At 63.2% G+C, this 21345-nt stretch carries 19 protein-coding genes and 1 pseudogene; 12 read left to right on the top strand and 8 right to left on the bottom strand.

Features of this window, described 5'->3' with window-relative positions; translation table 11 throughout:
• Positions 1–122: 122 nt before the first annotated feature.
• Both GSQ88_RS17195 and GSQ88_RS17200 read right to left on the bottom strand, forming a co-directional pair.
• Positions 123–638: a hypothetical protein gene (locus GSQ88_RS17195; RefSeq protein ID WP_159008896.1), complete on the bottom strand. Its 516-nt coding sequence runs from the start codon at positions 636–638 to the stop codon at positions 123–125.
• Positions 639–746: 108 nt separating this feature from the next.
• Positions 747–965, bottom strand: a complete 219-nt coding sequence (locus GSQ88_RS17200) for a hypothetical protein (RefSeq protein WP_159008897.1) — start codon at positions 963–965, stop codon at positions 747–749.
• A 384-nt stretch (positions 966–1349) separates the two neighbouring features.
• Here GSQ88_RS17200 and GSQ88_RS17205 point away from each other — a divergent pair, with 384 nt between their 5' ends.
• A complete protein-coding gene (locus tag GSQ88_RS17205; RefSeq protein ID WP_159008898.1) occupies positions 1350–1613 on the top strand; it encodes a hypothetical protein in 264 nt (87 codons plus the stop codon).
• Between the two features lie 169 nt (positions 1614–1782).
• Here GSQ88_RS17205 and GSQ88_RS17210 read toward each other — a convergent pair whose 3' ends face one another.
• Positions 1783–2673, bottom strand: a complete 891-nt coding sequence (locus tag GSQ88_RS17210) for a formate dehydrogenase accessory sulfurtransferase FdhD (protein WP_159008899.1) — start codon at positions 2671–2673, stop codon at positions 1783–1785.
• Positions 2674–2851: 178 nt separating this feature from the next.
• On the opposite strand from GSQ88_RS17210, the gene GSQ88_RS17215 reads away from it, so the two are divergent.
• The 3 genes from GSQ88_RS17215 (at position 2852) to fdhF (ending at position 8933) form a co-directional block, all read left to right on the top strand.
• Positions 2852–4105: a molybdopterin molybdotransferase MoeA gene (locus GSQ88_RS17215; RefSeq protein WP_159008900.1), complete on the top strand. Its 1254-nt coding sequence runs from the start codon at positions 2852–2854 to the stop codon at positions 4103–4105.
• 167 nt (positions 4106–4272) lie between these two features.
• Positions 4273–5988, top strand: a complete 1716-nt coding sequence (locus tag GSQ88_RS17220; RefSeq protein WP_159008901.1) for an NADH-ubiquinone oxidoreductase-F iron-sulfur binding region domain-containing protein — start codon at positions 4273–4275, stop codon at positions 5986–5988.
• Between the two features lie 38 nt (positions 5989–6026).
• Positions 6027–8933 carry a formate dehydrogenase subunit alpha gene (gene fdhF, locus GSQ88_RS17225; protein WP_246784832.1) on the top strand — a complete coding sequence of 969 codons (2907 nt, stop codon included), beginning with the start codon at positions 6027–6029 and terminating at the stop codon, positions 8931–8933.
• A 100-nt stretch (positions 8934–9033) separates the two neighbouring features.
• On the opposite strand, the gene GSQ88_RS17230 is transcribed toward fdhF, so the two are convergent.
• A complete protein-coding gene (locus tag GSQ88_RS17230) occupies positions 9034–9654 on the bottom strand; it encodes a transglutaminase-like cysteine peptidase (RefSeq protein WP_159008902.1) in 621 nt (206 codons plus the stop codon).
• 443 nt (positions 9655–10097) lie between these two features.
• Between GSQ88_RS17230 and GSQ88_RS17235 the strand changes: the two genes are divergently transcribed.
• Entirely contained in the window at positions 10098–10724 is a 627-nt protein-coding gene (locus GSQ88_RS17235; protein ID WP_210253837.1) for a cupin domain-containing protein, read from the top strand.
• Positions 10725–10831: 107 nt separating this feature from the next.
• Here the strand turns inward: GSQ88_RS17235 and GSQ88_RS17240 are convergent, their stop codons facing one another.
• Positions 10832–11446: a PilZ domain-containing protein gene (locus GSQ88_RS17240; RefSeq protein WP_159008904.1), complete on the bottom strand. Its 615-nt coding sequence runs from the start codon at positions 11444–11446 to the stop codon at positions 10832–10834.
• A 95-nt stretch (positions 11447–11541) separates the two neighbouring features.
• A complete protein-coding gene (locus GSQ88_RS17245; RefSeq protein WP_159008905.1) occupies positions 11542–12705 on the bottom strand; it encodes an MFS transporter in 1164 nt (387 codons plus the stop codon).
• 206 nt (positions 12706–12911) lie between these two features.
• On the opposite strand from GSQ88_RS17245, the pseudogene GSQ88_RS17250 reads away from it, so the two are divergent.
• The 4 genes and pseudogenes from GSQ88_RS17250 to GSQ88_RS17265 all read left to right on the top strand — a co-directional run bounded on the left by GSQ88_RS17250 (position 12912) and on the right by GSQ88_RS17265 (position 16575).
• Positions 12912–13205: pseudogene (locus tag GSQ88_RS17250) on the top strand (GIY-YIG nuclease family protein).
• A 238-nt stretch (positions 13206–13443) separates the two neighbouring features.
• Positions 13444–14595, top strand: a complete 1152-nt coding sequence (locus tag GSQ88_RS17255; RefSeq protein ID WP_159008906.1) for a zinc-binding dehydrogenase — start codon at positions 13444–13446, stop codon at positions 14593–14595.
• A gap of 97 nt (positions 14596–14692) precedes the next feature.
• Positions 14693–15481: a bestrophin-like domain gene (locus tag GSQ88_RS17260; RefSeq protein ID WP_159008907.1), complete on the top strand. Its 789-nt coding sequence runs from the start codon at positions 14693–14695 to the stop codon at positions 15479–15481.
• 110 nt (positions 15482–15591) lie between these two features.
• A complete protein-coding gene (locus tag GSQ88_RS17265) occupies positions 15592–16575 on the top strand; it encodes a Bug family tripartite tricarboxylate transporter substrate binding protein (RefSeq protein WP_159008908.1) in 984 nt (327 codons plus the stop codon).
• A 223-nt stretch (positions 16576–16798) separates the two neighbouring features.
• Here the strand turns inward: GSQ88_RS17265 and GSQ88_RS17270 are convergent, their stop codons facing one another.
• Positions 16799–17047: a hypothetical protein gene (locus GSQ88_RS17270; protein WP_159008909.1), complete on the bottom strand. Its 249-nt coding sequence runs from the start codon at positions 17045–17047 to the stop codon at positions 16799–16801.
• A 291-nt stretch (positions 17048–17338) separates the two neighbouring features.
• Here GSQ88_RS17270 and GSQ88_RS17275 point away from each other — a divergent pair, with 291 nt between their 5' ends.
• On the top strand, positions 17339–17521 hold the full coding sequence (locus GSQ88_RS17275) for a hypothetical protein (RefSeq protein ID WP_159008910.1): 183 nt from the start codon (positions 17339–17341) through the stop codon (positions 17519–17521).
• A 230-nt stretch (positions 17522–17751) separates the two neighbouring features.
• Here GSQ88_RS17275 and GSQ88_RS17280 read toward each other — a convergent pair whose 3' ends face one another.
• Positions 17752–18618 (bottom strand): amidohydrolase family protein, encoded by an 867-nt coding sequence (locus GSQ88_RS17280; protein ID WP_159008911.1) that lies wholly within the window; start codon positions 18616–18618, stop codon positions 17752–17754.
• Positions 18619–18949: 331 nt separating this feature from the next.
• Between GSQ88_RS17280 and GSQ88_RS17285 the strand changes: the two genes are divergently transcribed.
• On the top strand, positions 18950–19939 hold the full coding sequence (locus GSQ88_RS17285) for a hypothetical protein (RefSeq protein ID WP_246784833.1): 990 nt from the start codon (positions 18950–18952) through the stop codon (positions 19937–19939).
• Positions 19940–20140: 201 nt separating this feature from the next.
• A complete protein-coding gene (locus tag GSQ88_RS17290; RefSeq protein ID WP_159008912.1) occupies positions 20141–20821 on the top strand; it encodes a putative quinol monooxygenase in 681 nt (226 codons plus the stop codon).
• Positions 20822–21345 lie beyond the last annotated feature (524 nt).

Here is a 21345-nt window from a genome sequence, read left to right on the forward strand (position 1 = left end):
CGCCGCCGTCAAGTGTGATTTAGTTCACATTTGGTGGCAAAAAATTTTTGCCGGCTGGTGGGAATAAAGCCTGGGCCTGGTTTTTGGGCCGGGTTTTTCCGTTCCCCGTTCTCGCGGTCGGATCAGCCGTGCGATTTGGCGCGCCGGTGCTGCGCACCTCTGGTGGCATGGAGTTTGGGCCGGTTTGTGGCGTGTCTGGCCTTGGGCTGATCGGATGATGCTTCCGTCGCCGGGGCAGCCGCGAAGGATTGCCTGAGGCTGTCGATCGCGCCGGCCACCGCGCCAACCTGGTCGGACAACCGCTTGGCGTCATTTTGCTGCGCTGCGAGCAGGCGTTTGACGCTCTGGACCTGGTCCTGCAGCGCCTGCAACTGATCGATCGATTCTTGCTGGGAGAACTCCAGCGCCTTGGTTCTCTCGACTAATTGCTCGGACGCCGCGGCCGCCCGGAGCTGGATTTGCCGGGCCGATACCACACGATCCGGTTCGGTCGAGCTGCCGGCGGTGGCGCGCCAAAGCGCGATCGATCCGGCGGCGGTCAGCATCAGGACGAGCGCAACCGCCGCGAGTGCAATCGGTTGCCGGCCGATACGCGCGATACGGTGGTTACCTTGATCGCCGGAGGTGATGTCGATCATGGACCTTCAAGCCGGCCGCGTCGGCAAAGTTCCCGTACCCGAGGCAAAAGTTCCCCTCAGCGAGGCAAAGCTACTCCTAAGCAAGGCACAGGCACTGGACTGTCCCGTCTAGCTTCGCTCGTCGGGAGCCGGGACGTCGCCTTCGAGGGCACCGCCGGGATGCGGCCGGTACTGCACGGTGCGCTGGATTTGCTTGAGGCCATTGCGGGTTTCGATGGTGATGATCTTGAGCAGCGCCGCGAGCATGATCGGCCCGAAGGCGAGCAGGCAAAGCAGGATCAGCACGACACGCGTCGCGCGGTCCTTGCCATGTCGCGAGGACACCATGGCTCAACAGCCGGTCAAAGAGAGTCTTGTGCGCGCGTTGGGCATCGAAAACTCCTTGCTAATTTGCTGGAGTGATCGAAGCAGATCGGCGTCCTCCGTTGCAACACGGACTGCGCCTTAACCTAACTGCTAAACCTTACCTTGCAGGGCACAACGAAAATCTCCGCCGCTCAGTTCGGCGTTGCAACCGTGGCGACGTATCGCGTTGCATCGCGTCGGTGGCGCAGGCTCAATCGGCGGTGCCGACGAAGTCTAAGCATCGCTGCCATGTCGGTCTGTCGTCTGTTGCCGAGGAACAACAGGCTTGGGATGTTCGCGAAGGAGAGTTGAATTTGGACTGACATCTGGGTCAAGATCGAACTGCGCGGTACGACGGGGAAAAAAATGCAGCACGCGTTGCTTCTCAATCCATTCAGTCTCAACCTAGAGCCGGCGCAAATCGTCAATCGGCCGAAACGCATCGCCAACAGGCAGGCGGCGCGTTCAACGCCGGTTTGCTCGCGATGCGAGTCGGACGACATCCTGAGTTACGTGACGGCGCAATGGAGCAATGAATCCCAGCAATGGGAATTGGCCAACACGTTCGATCAGCCAGCGCACTGCAACAACTGCAACGGCGCCTGCGAAATAACCTGGCTGCCGCTCTGAACTTGAAGCGGCGCTGCACCTCGATAGTCCGAGTCTGGTCCCGGTGCGGCGCGCAATTTTCCGCGCCGCAAAAAAGTAGCGGCCAGCTCTTGGGGGATGAAGCGCATCGGCTTGGCGCCGCCGCCGATCCGGCGCGCAGGCCCGCCCCACCGGCACGACGCCGGGAATTTCAGTCGTCGCGGCCTTCGCCTTTGCGCTTGGATCGCGCGGATTCCTCTTCGATGTAGGCCAGATTCTGGTCGTAGATGATCCGTTCCGCTCCGGACAGCGCGATAAACCGCTTTCCTTTGGCGCGTCCCACCAGCGTCAAGCCGACCTGACGCGCGAGATCGACGCCCCATGCGGTGAATCCGGAACGGGAGATCAGGATCGGTATGCCCATCCGGACCGTCTTGATCACCATCTCGGATGTGAGCCGGCCCGTCGTGTAGAGGATCTTGTCGGCGGGATCGACGCCATGGCGGTAGATCCAGCCGGCGATCTTGTCGACGGCGTTGTGACGGCCGACATCTTCCGTGTAGCAGACCGGCTCACTTTCCTTGCATAGGACGCAGCCATGAATGGCGCCTGCTTCCAGATAGAGCGATGGCATCGTGTTGATGGCGTGGGTCATCCGGTAGAGCCAGGATGTCCGCAATTCGGCCTTCGGCAGCGCCACACTCTCGACGGCCTCCAGCAAGTCGCCGAATGCCGTGCCCTGCGCGCAGCCTGAGGTCTGCGTACGCTTCTTCAGCTTCGCCTCGAAATTGGTGTGGTGCTCGGTCCTCACGACCACGACCTGCAGATCGTCGTCGTATTCGACCTCGGTGACGACGTCGTCGTATTTGAGCATGTTCTGGTTCAGCAGGTAGCCGAGCGCGAGATACTCCGGGTAATCGCCGATCGTCATCATCGTGACGATCTCCTGCGCATTGAGATACAGGGTCAGGGGACGTTCGACCGGGACCTTGATCTCGACCGTCACGCCGGTCTGGTCGATCCCGGAGACCCGCTGGGTCAGGCGCGGATCGTCCGGATCGGGTACGATCAAGGGAGCCGGCGGCTTTTCCATCTTCATCATGCCGGCCAGGTTAGCATGACATCGCCGGAGTGCCGATATAAACCAGCAAAGACGGCAATCGGCCGGGTTCCCAGACCTTCTCGGCCGAGTCTGCGCGTGTCCGTCATCAAACACGCGCATCACGATTTCGACATCGACGCGCCGGCCTCGGCTGCGGCGGTGATCTGAGAGGCGGACGATGGCTCAATTATCGGACGACTGCTTCGCTTTCGGTGGACCGATGATGGCGGTCGACGAGGCCGTTGCGATCATCGCATCGCGCCTGAGGGCGGTCGCGGAGACGGAAACTGTTGGCCTGACCGAGGCGGACGGCCGGATCCTCGCCGTCGACGTCGCCGCGCCCCTGCCATTGCCGCCCTTCATGAACTCCGCCGTCGACGGCTACGCGGTCCCGGCCGGGGATCTGCCGAGGGACCGCGAACGGCCCTTTCCCATCGGGGGACGCGTGCAGGCCGGTGCTGCGGCGCCGGCGCTCCGGCCCGGGCACGCCGTCCGGATCTTCACCGGCGCGCCGATGCCCGCCGGCACCGACACCGTCTTCATGCAGGAAGACGTCCGCATCGACGACACCGGACGCGTCGTCCTGCCACCCGGCCTGAAGGCTGGCGCCAACGTTCGCCCCGCCGGCGAAGACATTCCGCAGGGACACGTGGCGCTGAAGGCTGGCAGGCGGCTGCGCCCGCAGGACGTCGCGGTCGCCGCGGCTTTCGGACTTACAATGCTCGACGTGGTGCGCCGGCTTCGTGTGGGCGTGTTCTCGACGGGCGACGAACTGACTTCTCCCGGAGCGGAGCGGGCGGAGGCCCAACTGTTCGATTCCAACCGCTTCATGCTGATGGCGATGCTCCGGAGGCTCGGCTGCGAGGTCGGAGATTTAGGTATCCTGCGGGACGAAAAATCAGCTTTGGCGCGGGCGCTGAAAGTGGCGGCCGCTCGACACGATCTTATCCTGACCACCGGCGGGGTCTCGACCGGCGAGGAGGACCACGTCAGGACCGCGGTCGAGAGCGTCGGCTCACTGGTTCTGTGGCGGATGGCGATCAAGCCCGGGCGCCCCGTTGCGATGGGCATCATCGACGGGACGCCGCTGATCGGCCTGCCGGGCAATCCGGTGGCGAGTTTCGTGACGTTCGTCCACGTCGTTCGTCCGGCGGTGCTGGCGCTGTCCGGAGCGACGCCGGCGCCTTTGCTGCCAATGCCGGTCCGGGCCGCGTTCGGTTACAAGAAGAAGCTGGGGCGGCGCGAATACGTCCGCGCCTCGCTGCGAGAGGCCGCGGACGGCACGCTGGAAGCCGTCAAGTTTGCGCGCGAGGGCGCCGGGCTGCTGTCGTCGCTCGTCGACACCGACGGCCTGATCGAACTCGGCGAATCGATCGTCCGGGTTGAACCCGGAGACCAGGTCGGATTTCTCGGCTACGCCGAACTGCTGTAGGTCGTCCGTATGACCACCAGGAAATTCGCTCTGATTGGCCTCCGGTACGGATCGCACGCTCGCTCAGACCGCTGCGCCCGGGATCTCGACGCGTTCTAAATCGACCCTTGCCTCTGGCATACCAAGGACTAGAGTCTGTCAGAACTATTGCGGAGAGCCGGATTTTCATGAGCAGCGACGTCCACAAGGTCCGCGAGTTCGAGCATCCGGGCGAGGGTCGGAAGCGGGCCAAATCAACGCCGAAAGGCCGTCAGATCGATCCGACCGCCGCGCATGAGATCGAGCTTTTGCTCGGCGACCGGTCGCGCCGGCGCGATCTCCTGATCGAGCATCTGCACCTGATCCAGGACAAATACCGCCAGATTTCGGCGGCCCATCTCGCCGCCCTTGCAGACGAAATGAAACTCTCCTTCGCCGAAGTGTTCGAGACCGCAACGTTCTACGCGCATTTCGACATTGTGAAGGAGGGTCAGCCCGACGTGGCACCGCTCACCATCCGGGTCTGCGATTCCTTGACCTGTGCGATGCTGGGTGCGGAGAAGCTGCTGCAGCAACTGCAGACCGCGGCCGGTCCCGGCATCCGCGTCGTGCGCGCACCCTGCGTCGGCCGCTGCGACACCGCGCCGACCGCCGAAGTCGGCCACAACTTCGTCGACCACGCCACGGTCGCGAACGTGCTCGCTGCCGCCAAAGCCGGCGACACCCACGCGCATCTGCCCGACTACGTCGATTTCGACGCCTACGTCGCCGGCGGGGGCTACCGGTTGCTGTCGCGCCTGCGCTCCGGAGATTTTCCGAAGGACGATCTGCTCAAATCGCTCGACGATGCTTCGCTGCGCGGGCTCGGAGGCGCAGGCTTTCCCGCGGGACGCAAGTGGCGCTCGGTGCTCGGCGAGCCCGGTCCGCGGTTGATGGCGGTCAACGGCGACGAGGGCGAGCCCGGGACGTTCAAGGACCGCTATTATCTGGAGACCGATCCGCACCGCTTCCTCGAAGGCATGCTGATCGGCGCGCATGTGGTCGAAGCGCCCGAGGTCTACATCTACCTTCGCGACGAATATCCGGCCGCGCGGGAGATACTCGAGCGCGAGATCGCGAAGCTGCCAGCCGGCGGCCCGCAGCTGCACATGCGACGCGGCGCCGGCGCGTATATCTGCGGCGAGGAATCTTCGCTGCTCGAAAGCCTGGAGGGCAAGCGCGGACTACCCCGGCACAAGCCGCCGTTCCCGTTCCAGGCCGGTCTGTTCGGTCTGCCGACCCTCATCAACAACATCGAGACCTTGTGGTGGGTGCGCGACATCGTCGAGAAGGGGCCGGACTGGTGGAAGGGTCATGGTCGCAACGATCGTCACGGTCTGCGCAGCTATTCGGTGTCCGGACGCGTCAAAAATCCAGGCATGAAACTGGCGCCCGCCGGTGTCACCGTGCGCGAACTGATCGACGAATTCTGCGGCGGCATGGCCGACGGGCATACGTTCCAAGCCTACCTGCCGGGCGGCGCCTCGGGCGGCATCCTGCCGGCCGCGATGGACGACATCCCGCTGGATTTCGGTACGCTCGAAAAATACGGGTGCTTCATCGGATCGGCAGCGGTCGTCATCCTCTCGCAGGCCGACAGTGTCAGGGGCGCGGCGCTCAATTTGATGAAGTTCTTCGAGGACGAGAGTTGCGGGCAGTGTACGCCCTGCCGCGCCGGAACCGAGAAAGCGGTTCTGCTGATGCAGCAGCCGGTCTGGAACGACGAACTCCTCGGCCAATTGAGCCAGGCGATGCGGGACGCCTCGATCTGCGGGCTAGGTCAGGCGGCCTCGAATCCGCTGACGTCCGTCATCAAATATTTCCCTGACGAATTCAGACCGCAGCCGCAGCAGGCCGCCGAGTAGGCTGACCGGGCGCAACCGAGTTTCCGACGAGGTATCGTATGAGCAACGAGAAAAGTCCACCGCCGCAGGGCTACGGTCACGACGCCAAGGGTGCGGCGGGAGGCAAGAACGTTCCCGACGGCCGCGTGACGGTCTCGCACAGTGAACCGATTGGGCAGGTTGGCGGCGCAGGCCACGGACCCCAGACGATCGCGTTCGAACTGGACGGTCAGCAGGTCGAAGCCAGCGCCGGCGAGACCATCTGGCAGGTCGCGAAACGTCAGGGCCGCGAGATTCCGCATCTGTGCTATTCGCCCGCGCCGGATTACCGGCCGGACGGCAATTGCCGCGCCTGCATGGTCGAGATCGAGGGCGAGCGTGTGCTGGCGGCGTCCTGCAAGCGCACGCCGAGCGTCGGCATGAAGGTGAAGACCGAAAGCGCGCGCGCGGTCGCGGCGCAGAAGATGGTGATGGAGCTTCTGGTCGCCGACCAGCCGGCGCGCGCGACTTCTCATGATCCGGATTCGAAGTTCTGGCACTGGGCCGAAAAGGTCGAGGTGACGGAAAGCCGCTTCCCGGCGGCCGAGCGCTGGCAGGGCGACGCCAGCCATCCGGCGATGCGCGTCAATCTCGACGCCTGCATCCAGTGCGGCCTGTGCGTGCGCGCCTGCCGCGAGGTGCAGGTCAACGACGTCATCGGCATGGCCTATCGCAACCATGATGCCAAGATCGTGTTCGATTTCGACGATCCGATGGGTGAGTCCACCTGTGTGGCGTGCGGAGAGTGCGTCCAAGCGTGTCCGACCGGCGCACTGATGCCGTCCGTGATGCTCGACGAGAACCAGACCCGCGTCACCTATCCGGACAAGAAGGTCGACTCGCTCTGCCCATATTGCGGCGTCGGGTGCCAGGTCACTTATCAGGTCAAGGACGAAAAGGTCATCTATGCCGAAGGCCGCGACGGGCCGGCCAACCACAACCGCCTCTGCGTCAAGGGTCGCTTCGGGTTCGACTACATCCATCATCCCAATCGCCTCATCAAGCCGCTGGTGCGGCTACCGGGCGTGAAGAAGGATGCCAACGATCAGGTCGATCCGGCCAATCCGTTCACGCATTTCCGCGAGGCATCCTGGGAGGAGGCGCTCGACATCGCCGCCAGAGGTCTTGTCAAGGTCCGCGACGAGAAGGGCCCCAAGGCGCTGGCCGGCTTCGGCTCCGCCAAGGGCTCCAACGAAGAGGCCTATCTCTTTCAGAAGCTGGTCCGGACCGGCTTCGGTTCCAACAACGTCGACCACTGCACGCGGCTTTGCCACGCGTCCTCGGTCGCCGCCCTGTTCGAAGGCGTGAGCTCGGGCGCGGTCTCGGCGCCGTTCGCCGCCGCCGCGGACGCCGAGGTCATCTGGGTGATCGGAGCGAATCCCACCGTGAACCATCCGGTCGCCGCGACCTTCATCAAGAACGCCGCCAAGCGCGGCGCCAAGCTGATCGTGATGGATCCGCGCCGGCAGGCGCTCTCGCGGCACGCCACCACGCACCTGCAATTCAAGCCCGGCAGCGACGTCGCGATGCTCAATGCGATGATCAACACGATCATCACCGAGGGCCTGACCGACGAGCAATATATCGCCGGCTATACGGAGGGATACGAAGACCTCAAAGCCAAGATCACCGAGTTCACCCCGGAGCGGATGTCGCAAATCTGCGGCGTTCCCGCCGAGACCCTGCGCGAAGTGGCGCGGATGTACGCGCGCGCGAAATCCTCCATCATTTTCTGGGGCATGGGCATCAGCCAGCATGTGCACGGCACCGACAACGCGCGCTGCTTGATCGCGCTGGCGCTGATCACGGGCCAGATCGGACGTCCGGGCACCGGCTTGCATCCGTTGCGTGGCCAGAACAACGTGCAGGGCGCCTCCGATGCCGGTCTCATTCCGATGTTCCTGCCGGATTATCAGCCCGTCGGTCGCGACGATCTGCGCGGCGCGTTCGAAGAGCTCTGGGGCCAGAAGCTCGATCCCGAGCGCGGGCTCACGGTCGTGGAGATCATGAACGCGATCCATGCCGGTCAGATCAACGGCATGTACGTCGAAGGGGAGAACCCGGCGATGTCGGATCCGGACCTGCAGCACGCGCGCCAGGCGCTGGCCATGCTCGACCATCTGGTGGTGCAGGACCTGTTCGTGACCGAGACCGCCTTCCACGCCGACGTCATCCTGCCGGCTTCCGCTTTCGCGGAGAAATCAGGATCCTTCACCAATACCGACCGTCGCGTGCAGTTGGCGCGCGAGGTGGTCAAACCGCCGGGGGATGCGCGGCAGGATCTCTGGATCATCCAGGAGATCGGCAAACGCATGGGACTGCCCTGGGACTATTCGGGACCGGGCGAAGTGTTCACCGAGATGGCCGAACTGATGCCGTCGCTCAAGAACATCACGTGGGAGCGGCTGGTCCGCGAGGGCGCGGTGACGTATCCGGTCGACGATCCGGACAAGCCAGGTAACGAGATCATCTTCACCACAGGTTTCCCGACCGAGAGCGGCCGCGGCAAGATCGTGCCGGCCAAGGTCATTCCTCCCGACGAATTGCCCGACGACGAGTACCCGATGGTGCTTTCGACCGGCCGCGTACTCGAACACTGGCATACGGGTTCGATGACCAGACGCTCCCACGTACTTGATCAGATCGAGCCCGAGGCCGTCGCCTTCATGTCGCCCAAGGATATGCGGCGGCTCAATGTGTGGCCCGGCGATTTCATCCGGCTGGAGACGCGACGCGGCGCTGTCGAACTGAAGGTCCGCTCCGACCGCGACGTTCCGGAGAATATGGTCTTCATGCCGTTCTGCTACGCGGAAGCCGCGGCGAATTTGCTGACCAATCCCGCACTCGATCCGTTCGGCAAGATTCCGGAATTCAAGTTCTGCGCGGTGCGCGCCGAGAAGGCCGAATTGCGGAGTGCGGCCGAGTAGGGGCCGCCAAAAAAGTTGCGGCCAGCTCTTGGGGGAGAGCTGGCCGCGCGCGATCCGGTCTGGGACGGGGAGGGGTGGGGATGTGACCGGGTCGCGTGTCCTAGCGTGCGGTCGCGGTGGCGACAGCGGGTCGGTTGTCGCCCAGCGAGACCCAGACATTGGGATCGCTCTGCGATTGGCGTTTGACGAAGCGGTATCCGGTCTCGTTCCAGGCCACGACGTTCTCGTTCTGGTTGTCGAGGACGAACTCGCCCTTATCGGTCTTCACGGTCAGGATCGCGTGGCCTTCGCCGTTCCTGTCGCGCACCACCGTGATCAGCAGTGCTTCGCGCGGCCATCCGGCGTCGATCAGCATCTTGCGCTTCATCAGCACGTAGTCCTCGCAATCGCCGTAGCCGTCGGTCGGCAACGACCATTTCTCAACCACGCCCCAATGGTCCATGTCGGTCATCGGCTTCACGGTCTCGTTGACCCAGCGATTGACCCGAAGCAGATCGCGCCAGGCGGTCTGCGTCAGCACGATATCGCGTGGCTGCGAGGTGCCGCCCGGACACTCGCCCGGACTGTTCGCGCAGAATTCGGTCCAGCCGATCGGCGCTCGCGTGGTGTCGCCGAGGCTCGCATACATTGTCCGTTCATCGCCGGCATGCGCCGACACGCTCATTCCGAAGAGGATGGCGATAACCGCCAAACCCTTTCCCCGTCCCCTGAAATCCAACATTGTGGCCCCCGTTTCTTGTTGGGACCACGTTTCGCACAAACGTTTTTCGCCGCGGCTAAGTTAGCCAAGTACATTTGAGGCGATTGCAAGTAAAACAAGCCGCGAATTCGATCTATACTTGAATCGAATTAGACTAAAATTTGAAGTATTCGCAATTGATTCAAATTTTACAGATTAACCCGCGCCAGCATGCGGTGCAGCGATTTGCGGCGGCATCGGCGGTTCCCGTTAACCTGATACGGTCGACGAAAAATACCTCACACGCGGCCTCGAATGCTGCGAATGGCGGCGAGATCGGCGTCGTCGGGCGCGCCGGCGCTTTACCGCGCGCTAACGCTGTCTCACAGCCGCACGAAAAAGCTCCCGTAACGCGCACTTGGCGGCAGACTTGGCAAAGCCGGAACAGCCGTGCATGCATTCGGAAAACATCAGGGGAGATAATGATGAAGCGGCTGGTCTGGGGTTTTTCAGCGTTGCTGTGGCTTGCGGTCGGGGCCCACGCTGCCGAGCAACCGAAAATTAACCCCACCGATCCCCAGCCGACCTGTCCGATGTGTCCGGGGACCTATGTCCCGGCCTCGGAGATCGACGCTTATGCCCAGAAGGCGCTGGACGAAAAGCTGCTCGACCAGCAGGTCCGCGATATCGACATCGGCAAGGCCCATATCGGCATCGGCCGGGTGCATCGCGGCAGGCTGGAAAAGCCGGCGCCGGATTCGGTCGCCGAGCATGACCAGATCAGCGAGGTCTATCATGTGTTGTCGGGAGCGGCGACCTTGGTGCTGGGTCCCGATATCGTCAACCGGCAGCGGCGGCCGGCGAGCATGCGCACGGTGGTGGAATTCAACGGCCCCGGCAACAACGGCTCCGAGGTGCGCGATGGCGTGGCCTACGAGATCAAGGCCGGTGATGTCGTCGTGATCCCGGCCGGCACCGGCCACTGGTTCACCCGGATCGACGATCACATCGACTACATCATGGTGCGGATCGACCCCGACAAAGTGACCCCGCTGAAGGGCGAGGCGCAGTCAAAGGACTATCTGTCGAAGCCGGCGAAGAAGGGGGAGTGAACGGGCCTTAAAGCGTTTTCGAGCCAACGGGTCGCGCGAATGCGCGCCCGATGACAGGCTCCGTGGGCACCGGTCCGCGTGAAGAAAACGCGTCAAAACAAAAGACCCTAGCGCGAGCTGACGCTATCTTCCAGCGTCTCGGCGAGCTGCTCGTGGATAAACTCGAGCGCAAAGCCTTCCTCGAGATTGCGCACCACGCGCGCTGCGATCCTGCCGAGCAGCACCTGGGATTTCAGCGGCGGGCGGTTTTCCGCGGCGATCGCAGCACCCGACAGCGACATGTCGATGATCCGGCAGGTCATCTTGGTGCCGTCCTCGAGCGTCATCAGCGCGATCGGATTGCGCGGCACGATACGGTCGTGGCGGCGATCTTCCGGCAGATTGAGGATGTCGCGGTTGGCGAGCCAGGTGAGCTGGGCGGCGAGCTTATCGCGCTTGCGCGCAGTAGCGCCGACCGTCATCGCAAAGCCGTTGTCGATGATGCGGGTGATCTTGCCTTCGACGCGGCCGATATGGTCGAGATAGGCGATCACGCGGTCGCCGACATTGCCGATGCCGGGCGCCAGCAGAGCGAGGCCCCCCGGCGACATATTGATGATCTGGCAGGGAAACTCGCGGCGGTCCGGCAGCATGTAGCGGCCGAGCAGATGAACCTTCACGCGCTGAAAGCGGCGTCGCTCTTCGGCGGCCGGAAGAATAGATTTTTTGTGCGCCAACGCCATCTTCGCCACCCGACAACCGGACTTTCGGTGTCGGCCGACCCTAAGGCCGTCAGGGTTAACGAGCGGTTAGCATGGGTTGCGTCATATAGAGGCAGCTACCACAATTCCGCGGAGCGCGCTGCGATGCGGTTGAACAGCCACAGCAGCGGCGGGCATGCCAGCAGCACCACGGCGCCGAAATCGAACGCCGCCGCCGCACTCCCGGCCCATTTGGCGCAGGCCCCGCCGACGATCGGCCCCAGCATCATGATGCCGTAGTAGACCGTATAGAAGATGCCCATGCCGATGGCGCGGGTGGCGGGTTTGAGCACGCGGGCCGGCAGGCTCATGATCGAGCCGGCGGGAAGGCCCGAGACCAATCCGAGCGCCGCGATGGTTGCGATCACCGCGTTCTCGCGCGGCAGCGCCAGCATCAGCATCGAAAACAGCACGGCGCCGGCGATCAGGATCGATTGCGGCCGCCCGGTTCGGTCGGCGAGAAATCCGCCGCAGGGGACCGAGAGCACCGCGAGCCACAGCACGATGCTGACGGCCGATCCGGCCGAGGCGATCGACCAGCCGCGTTCGACCAGCATCGAGGGCCCGAAGCTGAAGATCGCGGCAAACCCGACATTGAAGAGACCCCAGATCGACCCCGCCATGATCACCGCCATCGTGGAGCGCAGATCGGGCCGCGCGGCGTTGGTCGCGGCTGCCAGCATTGTCTCCGGCGATCGATAGGTCGCCGCCAGCAGCACGATCCCCAGCGCGACCGCGCCGGCCACCACAAGGCCCACCGCGCTGACGCCATAGGCGACGCCGACCGCGGGCAACGCCAACAGCGAGAGCGCGACGCCGGCCGGCCATGACACCACGAACACTGCCATCGCGGTGGCGATCTCCTTGCCCGCGAACCAGTCGGTGACCATCTTGGTCATCTGCACGTTGAGCAGCACGCCGCCGGCGCCGGCGACCAGCCGGCCCGCGATCTGCAGGCTCCACGCTTGCGAAAACGCCATCGCAAGCCCGCCGGCCAGCATCAGCAGCAGCGCGGCGATCACGGTGATCTTGTCGCCGAACTTCTGGCCGATCGCGCCGCCGGGTAACGACAGCGCCACGCCCGGCGTGAAATACAGCCCGATCAGCAATCCGATGTCGGCGAGGCTCGCGCCATATCGCGGGCCGAGCAATGGCGCGACCGCGGCGATGCTTTGAAACTGGAAGCCCATGGTGAGGCGAACCGTGAACAAGACGGCCAGAATGCCCCACCGGTTGCGCAACGTCTCACTCCCCACGATCGAAGCGCAACCTGAGACCGCAGCCTGCGCGAGTCAACCGCCGCGCCGTGTCCCGGACGCGGTGCCGCCTCGGCGATGCGAAGCATCGTCCGGGCAGTGCTGCTCCGCAGAGCCGGGACCTATGTTTCTGTCAGTCGTTGCTTAGGATTGGCTGGAAAGCCGGCACGACCTTGGGTTATTACACAGAGATGGACGCCGCTTTCTTCGTCTACATCCTCGCGAGCAGGAAAAACGGGACCCTGTATATCGGTGTCACCAACAACCTTGCTCGCCGGGTGACTGAGCATAAAGCCAAGCTCGTTCCCGGCTTCACACGCAAGTATCAGGTTGATCAACTGGTTTATTTCGAGGCGTTCAGTTCTATCCTCGAAGCTCGCGCACGAGAGCATACCTTGAAGCGATGGCGGCGGGCGTAGAAGATCGCTTTGATTGAGAAGCTCAACCCGGATTGGCAGGATTTGAGTGACAGGCTCAATTCGTGATCGCTGGTTATCGTTGGAAGGGCATCTGGACCCGGACTTGTGGGCCCCGGATCAGCAGCGCACCGCTTCGCGCTGCGCAGCATCCGGGGCACGAGGTCTTATCGCGGTGCGATGTTTTCAGCGCACCCACCAGCCTCGTGTCCCGGACGCGGTGCAGCACGCAGTGCTGCTCCGCAGAGCCGGGACCCAAAGGCAGCATTAAGATAACCAGAAACGCCAAAACAGGGAGCAAAACCTCATGGAACAGATCCGCGTATGCACCTATGCCGGTCCGGGCGCACAGCCGGTGATCCGCCAGGTGCCCTGGCCGAAAATCCCGAAAAAGGCCGCGCTGATCAAGGTCGGCGCCTGCGGTGTCTGCGGCACCGATTTGCATATCCTGAAAGGACATTGGCCGAAGCCGTTGCCGTGGCCGTTCACGCTCGGCCACGAGATCGGCGGCGTGCTGGTCGAGGTCGGTTCCGAATTCAAGGAAGACTTCATGAGCAAGCCGCTTAACGTGGGATCGAAGGTGATGATCCCGCCGCTGATGCCGTGCGGCCAGTGCTATTACTGCATCCATTATCCGCAAAGCGCCAACAAGTGCCTGACGCCGGTCTATTACGGCCGCTATCTCGGCTTCGACAAGGCGCCGCATCTGTGGGGCGGCTGGGCCGAATATGTCTATGTCGATCTCGAGGAATTGCCCGGCACCAAGATCTACAAATTGCCCGACGACATGTCGCTGCGGCTCGGCGCATTGTCGGAGCCGTTGACCTCCTGCATCCGCGCCTTCAACCGCGCCAGCCGCGCCGGCGGCTTCACCTGGGGCGATACGGTGGTGATCCAGGGCTCCGGCCCGATCGGGATTCTCGCGGTCGCGGCTGCGCAGGAGATGGGGGCAGGGCGCGTGATATGCGTGGGCGCGCCGGAAGCGCCGCGATTAAAGCTCGCGCGCAAATTCGGCGCCGAAGCCACTGTCGATATCGAGCAGGTCACCAGCCCCGAGGCGCGCATCAAAGCGGTGCGCGACATCGTCGGCGGTTTTGGCGCCGATCTAGTGATGGATTGCTCGGGCCATCCGAGCGCCGGCCCCGAAGGCATCGAGATGTTGCGCGACGGCGGCACCTATGTCGAGATGGGCCAGTTCACCGACGCCGGCTCGATCGCGACCTCCTGGCATCGCATCTGCACCAAGGACCTCAACGTGCTGGGCTCCTGGGGCTTTACCGGCAACGATCTGCCGCTCGGCGTCGACATGCTCTATCGCACCCGCAACAAATATCCCTGGCTGGAAATGCAGACCATCTATCCCTTCACCGAAGATGGCGTCGCCCGCGCCGTCGCCGACGCCATGGCGATGAAGACGGTGAAGTCGACCATCGTGCCGTGGCCGGAATTGGTGGAGTGAGGCCGGCGAACCCGGGATCAGCTACGAATCGCAAGGGCGGCTTAATCCGAAGCTGCTAATTCAAGGCTGCCGATTCGAAGCCGCACGGGGGACTGCAATGAGCGACTGGATACATAACCTGCCGGTGCTGGCGATGGCGCTGGTGGTGTTCGGCTTTACCTATCTGCTGGCGGCGATCATCCTGGTTTCGGTGTCGGCGCTCGCGAACGGGGAGCGCGTAAAGTCCTTCAAGGCGGTCTCGGTGGGTATGCTGCCGGTGCTCGGCATCATCTTCGGCCTGTTCGTGGCGTTCACCGCGGCGCAGGTCTGGGCCGACAATGAGCGCGCCAGTGCCGCGGTCAGCCGCGAGGCCAGCGCGCTGCGCGAGGTGACGCTGCTCGCCGCCGGCCTGCCGGCCGAGCAGCAGGCCCATCTGACAGAGCTCGTTCGGCGCTATGTCGAGCAGGCGGTCACGGTGGAATGGCCGATGATGGCCAGCCAAACCGCGTCGCTGCGGGCCACCCCCGCCGCACTTGCCGAGGCGCTGCAAGGGGTGGTCACGATGACGCCGCAGGGTGCGGGCCAGCAGACCGTGCAACGCGAGATCATCACCGCGCTGGGGACCGCGCTGGATGCGCGCCGGCAGCGGATCATCGTCAGCCAGTCGGAAGTCAATCCGGTCAAATGGTGGTGTCTCTATTTGCAGGCGCTATGCGAACTGATCGTGATCGCGCTGGTGCACTGCGACAACAGGCTGACATCGGCCGTGGCGCTCGGCCTGTTTGCGACCGGCGTCGCCGCATCCGTGCTCTTGATCGCCGCCCACGACCGTCCGTTCACCGGGCAGATTTCCGTCGGGCCGGGGCCGTTGCTGCAAATCATGCCGGAGCCAGCGGCGAAGGGGTGAGCGCGGCCGGCGTGATTTTTATCATCGAGCGCCGAGAAGGCTCTATCGGCGCGGCCGGTTGGCTGTAGGATCGTTCTCACTCAACTCCCGCATCTCAGGGGCTGCGTGTCATGATCTGGAAAACGCATTGGACGTTGCGTTGCGCCGTGTTGCTGGGATTGCTGGCGAGCGCACCGGCCAGAAGTGAAGATTATCCCTCAAGGACGATCACCATCGTGGTTTCGCTCGCGGCCGGCAGCGGCATGGACGCGATCGCGCGTCTGTATGCGGAAAAACTCTCGGAGGCTTTCGGCAAACCGGTCATCGTCGAAAACAAGCCGGGTGCTGCCACGACATTGGCGGCCAACCAGGTCGCCAAGGCCGCCCCCGACGGCTACACGCTCGTGGTGCTGACCAGCATCGCGCTGGCGATCAATCCGACCTTGTTCAAGACCCTCAATTATGACGTGCAGGACTTCACGCCGATCTCGCTCTATGTGAAGTCGCCATTTATTCTGGTGGTCGATCCCGCGCTGCCGGCGAAAACACTTGCGGAATTCGTCGAACTCGCCCGGAAGGCAAACCCGCCGCTGAACTATGCCTCGATCGGCACCGGTTCGGTCCAGCACATGTCGATGGAGCTGGCCAAGAAGCAGCTCGGCTTCGAGGCGACGCATGTGCCGTATCGCAGCACGCCGCAGTCCGTCACCGATCTGATGGGCGGCCACATCGCGGCGAGTTTTGTCGAGGCCGGCCTATCGATTCCCCTGATCAAGGAAGGCAAGCTGCGCGCGCTCGCAGTGTCGTCGGCGCAACGCCTGCCGCTGCTGCCGGACGTGCCGCCATTCGCCGAGGCGTCCGGCATCGCGGGTTTTGAGGGCGTGTCCTGGCACATGCTGCTGGTGCCTGCAAAGACGCCGCAGCCGATCATCGACCGGCTGCATGCGGAAATGAAGCGCATCATGCAGGCCCCCGAGATGCGGGCGCAAATCACAGCGCTCGGCCTGATCCTGAACGCTTCACCGTCGACCGAGGACATGCGCGGCTATATTGCGTCCGAACAATTGAAATGGGGCGCGATGGTGAAACAACTCGGGCTCGAAGGCTCGCAGTAGGGCTGTCCCTCGTTGCCAGCGTTTCAGCGGTGATGGCAGGTGACGACGAACGCCGCGCGGCTGCATTGCCACTCCGTTCCCAGGGCGGGTTCGGAGATCGGGTGCGGTCGAGCCAGAGCTATGGCACCGGTGCCTAACACGATAGCGACGACAATTGCGATCATCCTCGATCGTTGCCAGACGGATCTCATGGGCTGATCTCCTGTTCTTTTCCGCCGCGCGATCAATGGTTGGTCGCAGGATGTCCCGCCAGCAGCTCGCTGTATAAGCGGTCGATCTCGCGCGCCTGATCCGGCGTGACATCCCTGAGATGCAACGATCTCAGTCCATTCTCGGTCGGTTGGGTGTTGTGACCGTTGTGGATCGGCCATGATCCTCTATGAACTGGCGGAATTGGCTCTGCATGGCCGACGTTTGCCAGCAACAGCGACGACACAACCAATAGGGCGCCAAAGATTGTTTTGCTTGACATGGATAGCTCTCTTTTCCTGCGCATTGCCTCGGGGGGCGACGTAGGAGCCGTGCTAGTGCAAGGACCCTCATTGCCATCGCTCTCCAGAGATCGATCGCGTCGCGGTTTTAGTCCGACAACAGTTTGTGAACGGCGTTTGCTCGGAGGGCCTGGCTGGCGGTAGACTGGGAGCAGTCGACATATCGTCCAAGTGACGGGATTGACCCGAAGCGGAACTCGTCAAGCGTACGCATCGGTTGCCGATGATCTGCACACCGCGTATCGTGCCGGTCGTCAGCGCCAGGAGCCCCAATGACCGACCGAGAAAAAATTCTGATTGCCCTTCAGGAAAAGCCTTTGAAAACTTTCGAAATTATGAAGCGCGTGAACATCAAGAATCAGGACGACTGCCAGTCGCTGCTATTGAAAATGCGCGACGACGGCGCGGTGAAATTCGATATTCACAAGGGACATTGGCTCGCTCCGAAAGCATGAACGACAGATGTCGGACGTGGCTCGAACCAGCCGGGCCGGTCTGATGATGTCGGTTCACCATGGTAGACCGGAAGTGAGCGGCGCATGGTCAAACCGGCGCAATTGACTGGAAGCGGACAAAAACCTGACAGCCCGTAGGATGCGTTGAGCTGTTTGCGATATCCATCAATGTGACCGATACGATGGGTATCGCTTCGCTCCACCCATCCTACGCGCGGTGCGCTCCTTCCTTACGACTTAAACCCGTAAAGCTCGGCCGCGTTATCCACCAATATCCGCCGCCGCTGTGCTTCATCCGGCACCCAGGTCTCCAGCAGATCGAGCAGCGGCGTGGTCGCGGGCATCGTGGTCATCTGGCCGACATGGGGCCAGTCGCTGCCCCAGACGATGCGATCGGGATAGCGCTCGGCGAGGTCGCGCGCCAACGGCAACACCGCTTCATAGTGATCGGCCTTGCCTGAGATGCGATAGGCGCCGGAGAATTTCACCCAGCCGTGGCCGGTCTCGATCAGGCGCTTCAAGGCTTCGAATGCGGGCTGCGCCAATCCGAGATCGGGCTTGATGAAGGCGATGTGGTCGCAGGAGACCGGGCAGGACAGTTTTGTCAGCTGTGGCTCAAGCTCGATCAGTTGCTCGGGCTTCAGCAGGAATTCCAGATGCCAGCCGAACGCGCGTGCGCGATCGGCCGACCGCTCGAGCGTCGCCGTGTCGAGCCCGCCGGGATGCGCCAGGATGTAACGCAGGCCGCGCACGCCCTGATCGTGCAGGCGGGTCATCTCCGCGTCCGACACCTCCGGCGGCAACACCACGATGGCGCGAAAGGGCAGGCCGACCTGTGCGGCGAATTCGAGCTGGCAACGATTGTCCAGCCCGTAGACGCTCGGCTGGATCGCGACAAAGCGCTTGATGCCGAGCCTGTCATAAAGCGCCCGCGCCGCCGCCGCGCTGGCTTCGGCCGGCGTGTAGTCGCGATCGCCGACATAGGGAAACTGCGGCGCGGTTCCGAACAGATGCATGTGACAGTCGGTGGCGTGCTCCGGCAGCACGAAGGACGGCCGCGACGGGTTCGGATCGGGTGCGAGGCAAGGTTTTGTCATGGCATGGTTTCTCGGCGTGGTTTCACAGGGCGGTTTCACAGGGCGGTTTCTCTGGCGGTAGCTGTCGAGAGCAATCGCGTGGTGGGGTGAGGCGGACACCTCGCGCATGTCTCACACATCAGGCGCAAGAGCCAGTGCCTGCGTCGCCGACGCGCCGGGCGACGATGCGCCCACTGTCACAATTCTCTCATCGCCGCACCCGCATTTTTGTGACAGAAGTAATACAGACGAGTGTCAGTTCGAATATATTTCGAAGGGCGCGAGGCTTTGAGTTCAGAGGCTTCAGTTCAGAGGTTTGGATTCGAGAGCTTGAGATCGGGAGTTTGAAATCATGAGCTTGGAATGGTGGACGCCGGCGCGGGCGCGGTCAACTTCGCGGTCGCACTCCAGATCGGCTTCAAAGTCGGCCTCTCTGGCCTGGTCAAACCCGCTGGCGTGGTGGTGGAGCCTGCTGACCCTGGTCAGCGGCGCCAACATCGCGATCTGGTTCGCGCTGTACCATCAATTCCACGAACAGCAGGCCGGCGGTATCGCGAGCCCGCCCGGCCTTGAGCTGATGCTGCTGCTCTGCGCCGCTTATGTGTTTGGCTGCGCCTTCCGCTCGCTGCTGCCGCGCGCGGACGTGCAGCGGATCTGCCTGTTCGACACCTGGCTGTCGAGCGTCGTGGTCGGGCGTTCGGTCGCGACGGTGGCCGAGGTCTGCTTTGCGGCGCAGTGGGCGATCATCCTGTATCGGTTGGGCACCATAACGGGCGCGGAGACCGCCGTGAACGCCGCGTGGGTGATCGTGCCGCTGATCCTGATCGCGGAATGTCTGTCGTGGTATGCGGTGCTGACCACGCATTATATCGGCAACGCCATCGAAAATTCGCTCTGGGCGGTTGCCTTCTTTATCGTCGGGATCGGCCTGTGCCGGTTGCTGCCGGAGTTCGATGGTCCGGTTCGCGCGGGCCTTGTCGTCACCATCATCGGCATCGTCGCCTATCTGGCGTTCCTGATGACCGTCGACGTCCCGATGTATCTCAACCGATGGCGCGCCGGGCGTGCCGATGGCAGCAGGCTGCTCGGACCGCTGGAGGGCCTGCGTGACGTCTCGACGCGCTGGGTCGTGACCCACGACCTCGCCGAGTGGAAGGAAGAGATGACCTGGATGGCGCTGTATTTCAGCGCTGCGGTCTGGGCCAGCCTGGCGCTGTGCGTTTGCTACGCGCTGCAAGGCGAGTTGCCGCGCTATCGCACCGAAGCAACCGTCGCAAGCCACGTCGTCGTGGTGTCGGCGGGGGTGTCGGTTCCGTCGTCACCCGGCTTGACCAGCGCGTAGGGTGGGCAAAGGCGCGCTTGCGCCGTGCCCACCCTACGTCAAAAAAATGATGGGCACGCTTGCGCTTTGCCCACCCTAAGGACCGACGACTCCCCATGCCAGGGTTGAAACACCCGCCCGGTTCGACGTACTGAACGTTGCGGCCGGAGAACAAGGCCGAACAACCCGGCCGATCCAACCGGCCGCATGGGAGAAACGTCGATGAAACTACGCGCGCTGTTCGCGGCCCTGAGCCTGATCGGCCTGACCCTGTCGCCGTTGCGGGCCGAGGACGCCAAGCCTGCCTTGGTGCTGACCTATCTCGAGCTGTCGCCGGACGCGGCCGTCCAATCCCGCGACCTCCTCAAAACCTATGCCGCTGCCGCGCAAAAGGCCGCGGGCGTCGTCCAGTTCGAAACCTTTCAACGCATCGGCCAGCGCAACCATTTTGCTATTGTCGAAACCTGGACCGACAGCAGCGCGCGCGAGGCGTTTGTTGGTTCGCCCGCGGCGAAAGAATTTCGCGGCAAGCTCGATCCGTTGCGGATCGGCCCCTATGACGAGCGCCAGCATGCTGTTCTCACTATCGGTCCGAAGGTCGAGACCCCCGTCACCGCGATCGTCGGCATCACCCATGTCGATCTGATTCCGACCAGCAAGGATGAGGGCACGGCGATGCTGAAAACCTTAGGTGATCAGAGCCGCGGCACGTTCGGCAACATCCGCTACGATATCTGGGTGCAGGCCAGCCGCGCCAACCACATGACGATCGTGGAGAGCTGGAAGTCGATGGCCGCGCTGGAGCACTTTACGACGGAAGCGGCGGTGAAAACGTTCCGCGAAAAGCTGATGCCGATGAGCGGCAGCCTGTATGATCAGCGGCTGTATCGTCTTGTGCGTTGAGTGATGACAACGGCAACGGCACCGTCATCCTGAGGAGCGCGTCTTCGCGCGTCTCGAAGGATGGTGTTCAGCGCAGTGCCTGCGGCCATCCTTCGAGGCTCGCAAGAGCTCGCACCTCAGGATGACGGCTGCGCGATGGTCGTAAGCGCATCAAAAACTGCCCGACGGGCAACTCACGTTCGCGCGCCAAATCCTGTCCAGCCCCTTCGCGAAAAATATTTCGCTTTGTTTTTGACCCAACTCAGTTGCGTATTACGGGCGTCCCACCCGACGAGAGGGGCGTTGCGCACGTCACGAAACGCGCGGGTAGGATGCGATGGACGTAAGAGTATCGCCAGACGAGCGATAGTCGAGCGTACGGCAAAGTCGTGTGGTCCTGACGCCCCGATGGCTGGTGTCAAGTTGGCGATGATGCTTCGCATCACGCTGGCGACGGTGACAAACAAGCCAAGGTCTCGCCGGGGAGAGCACGATATAAGCTGTAACACCATTGCGCAGGGAAGGCCGGACTGCTTCCGCTGAAC

This window comes from Bradyrhizobium sp. S69 (assembly GCF_009766005.1).
Lineage (GTDB): Bacteria > Pseudomonadota > Alphaproteobacteria > Rhizobiales > Xanthobacteraceae > Bradyrhizobium.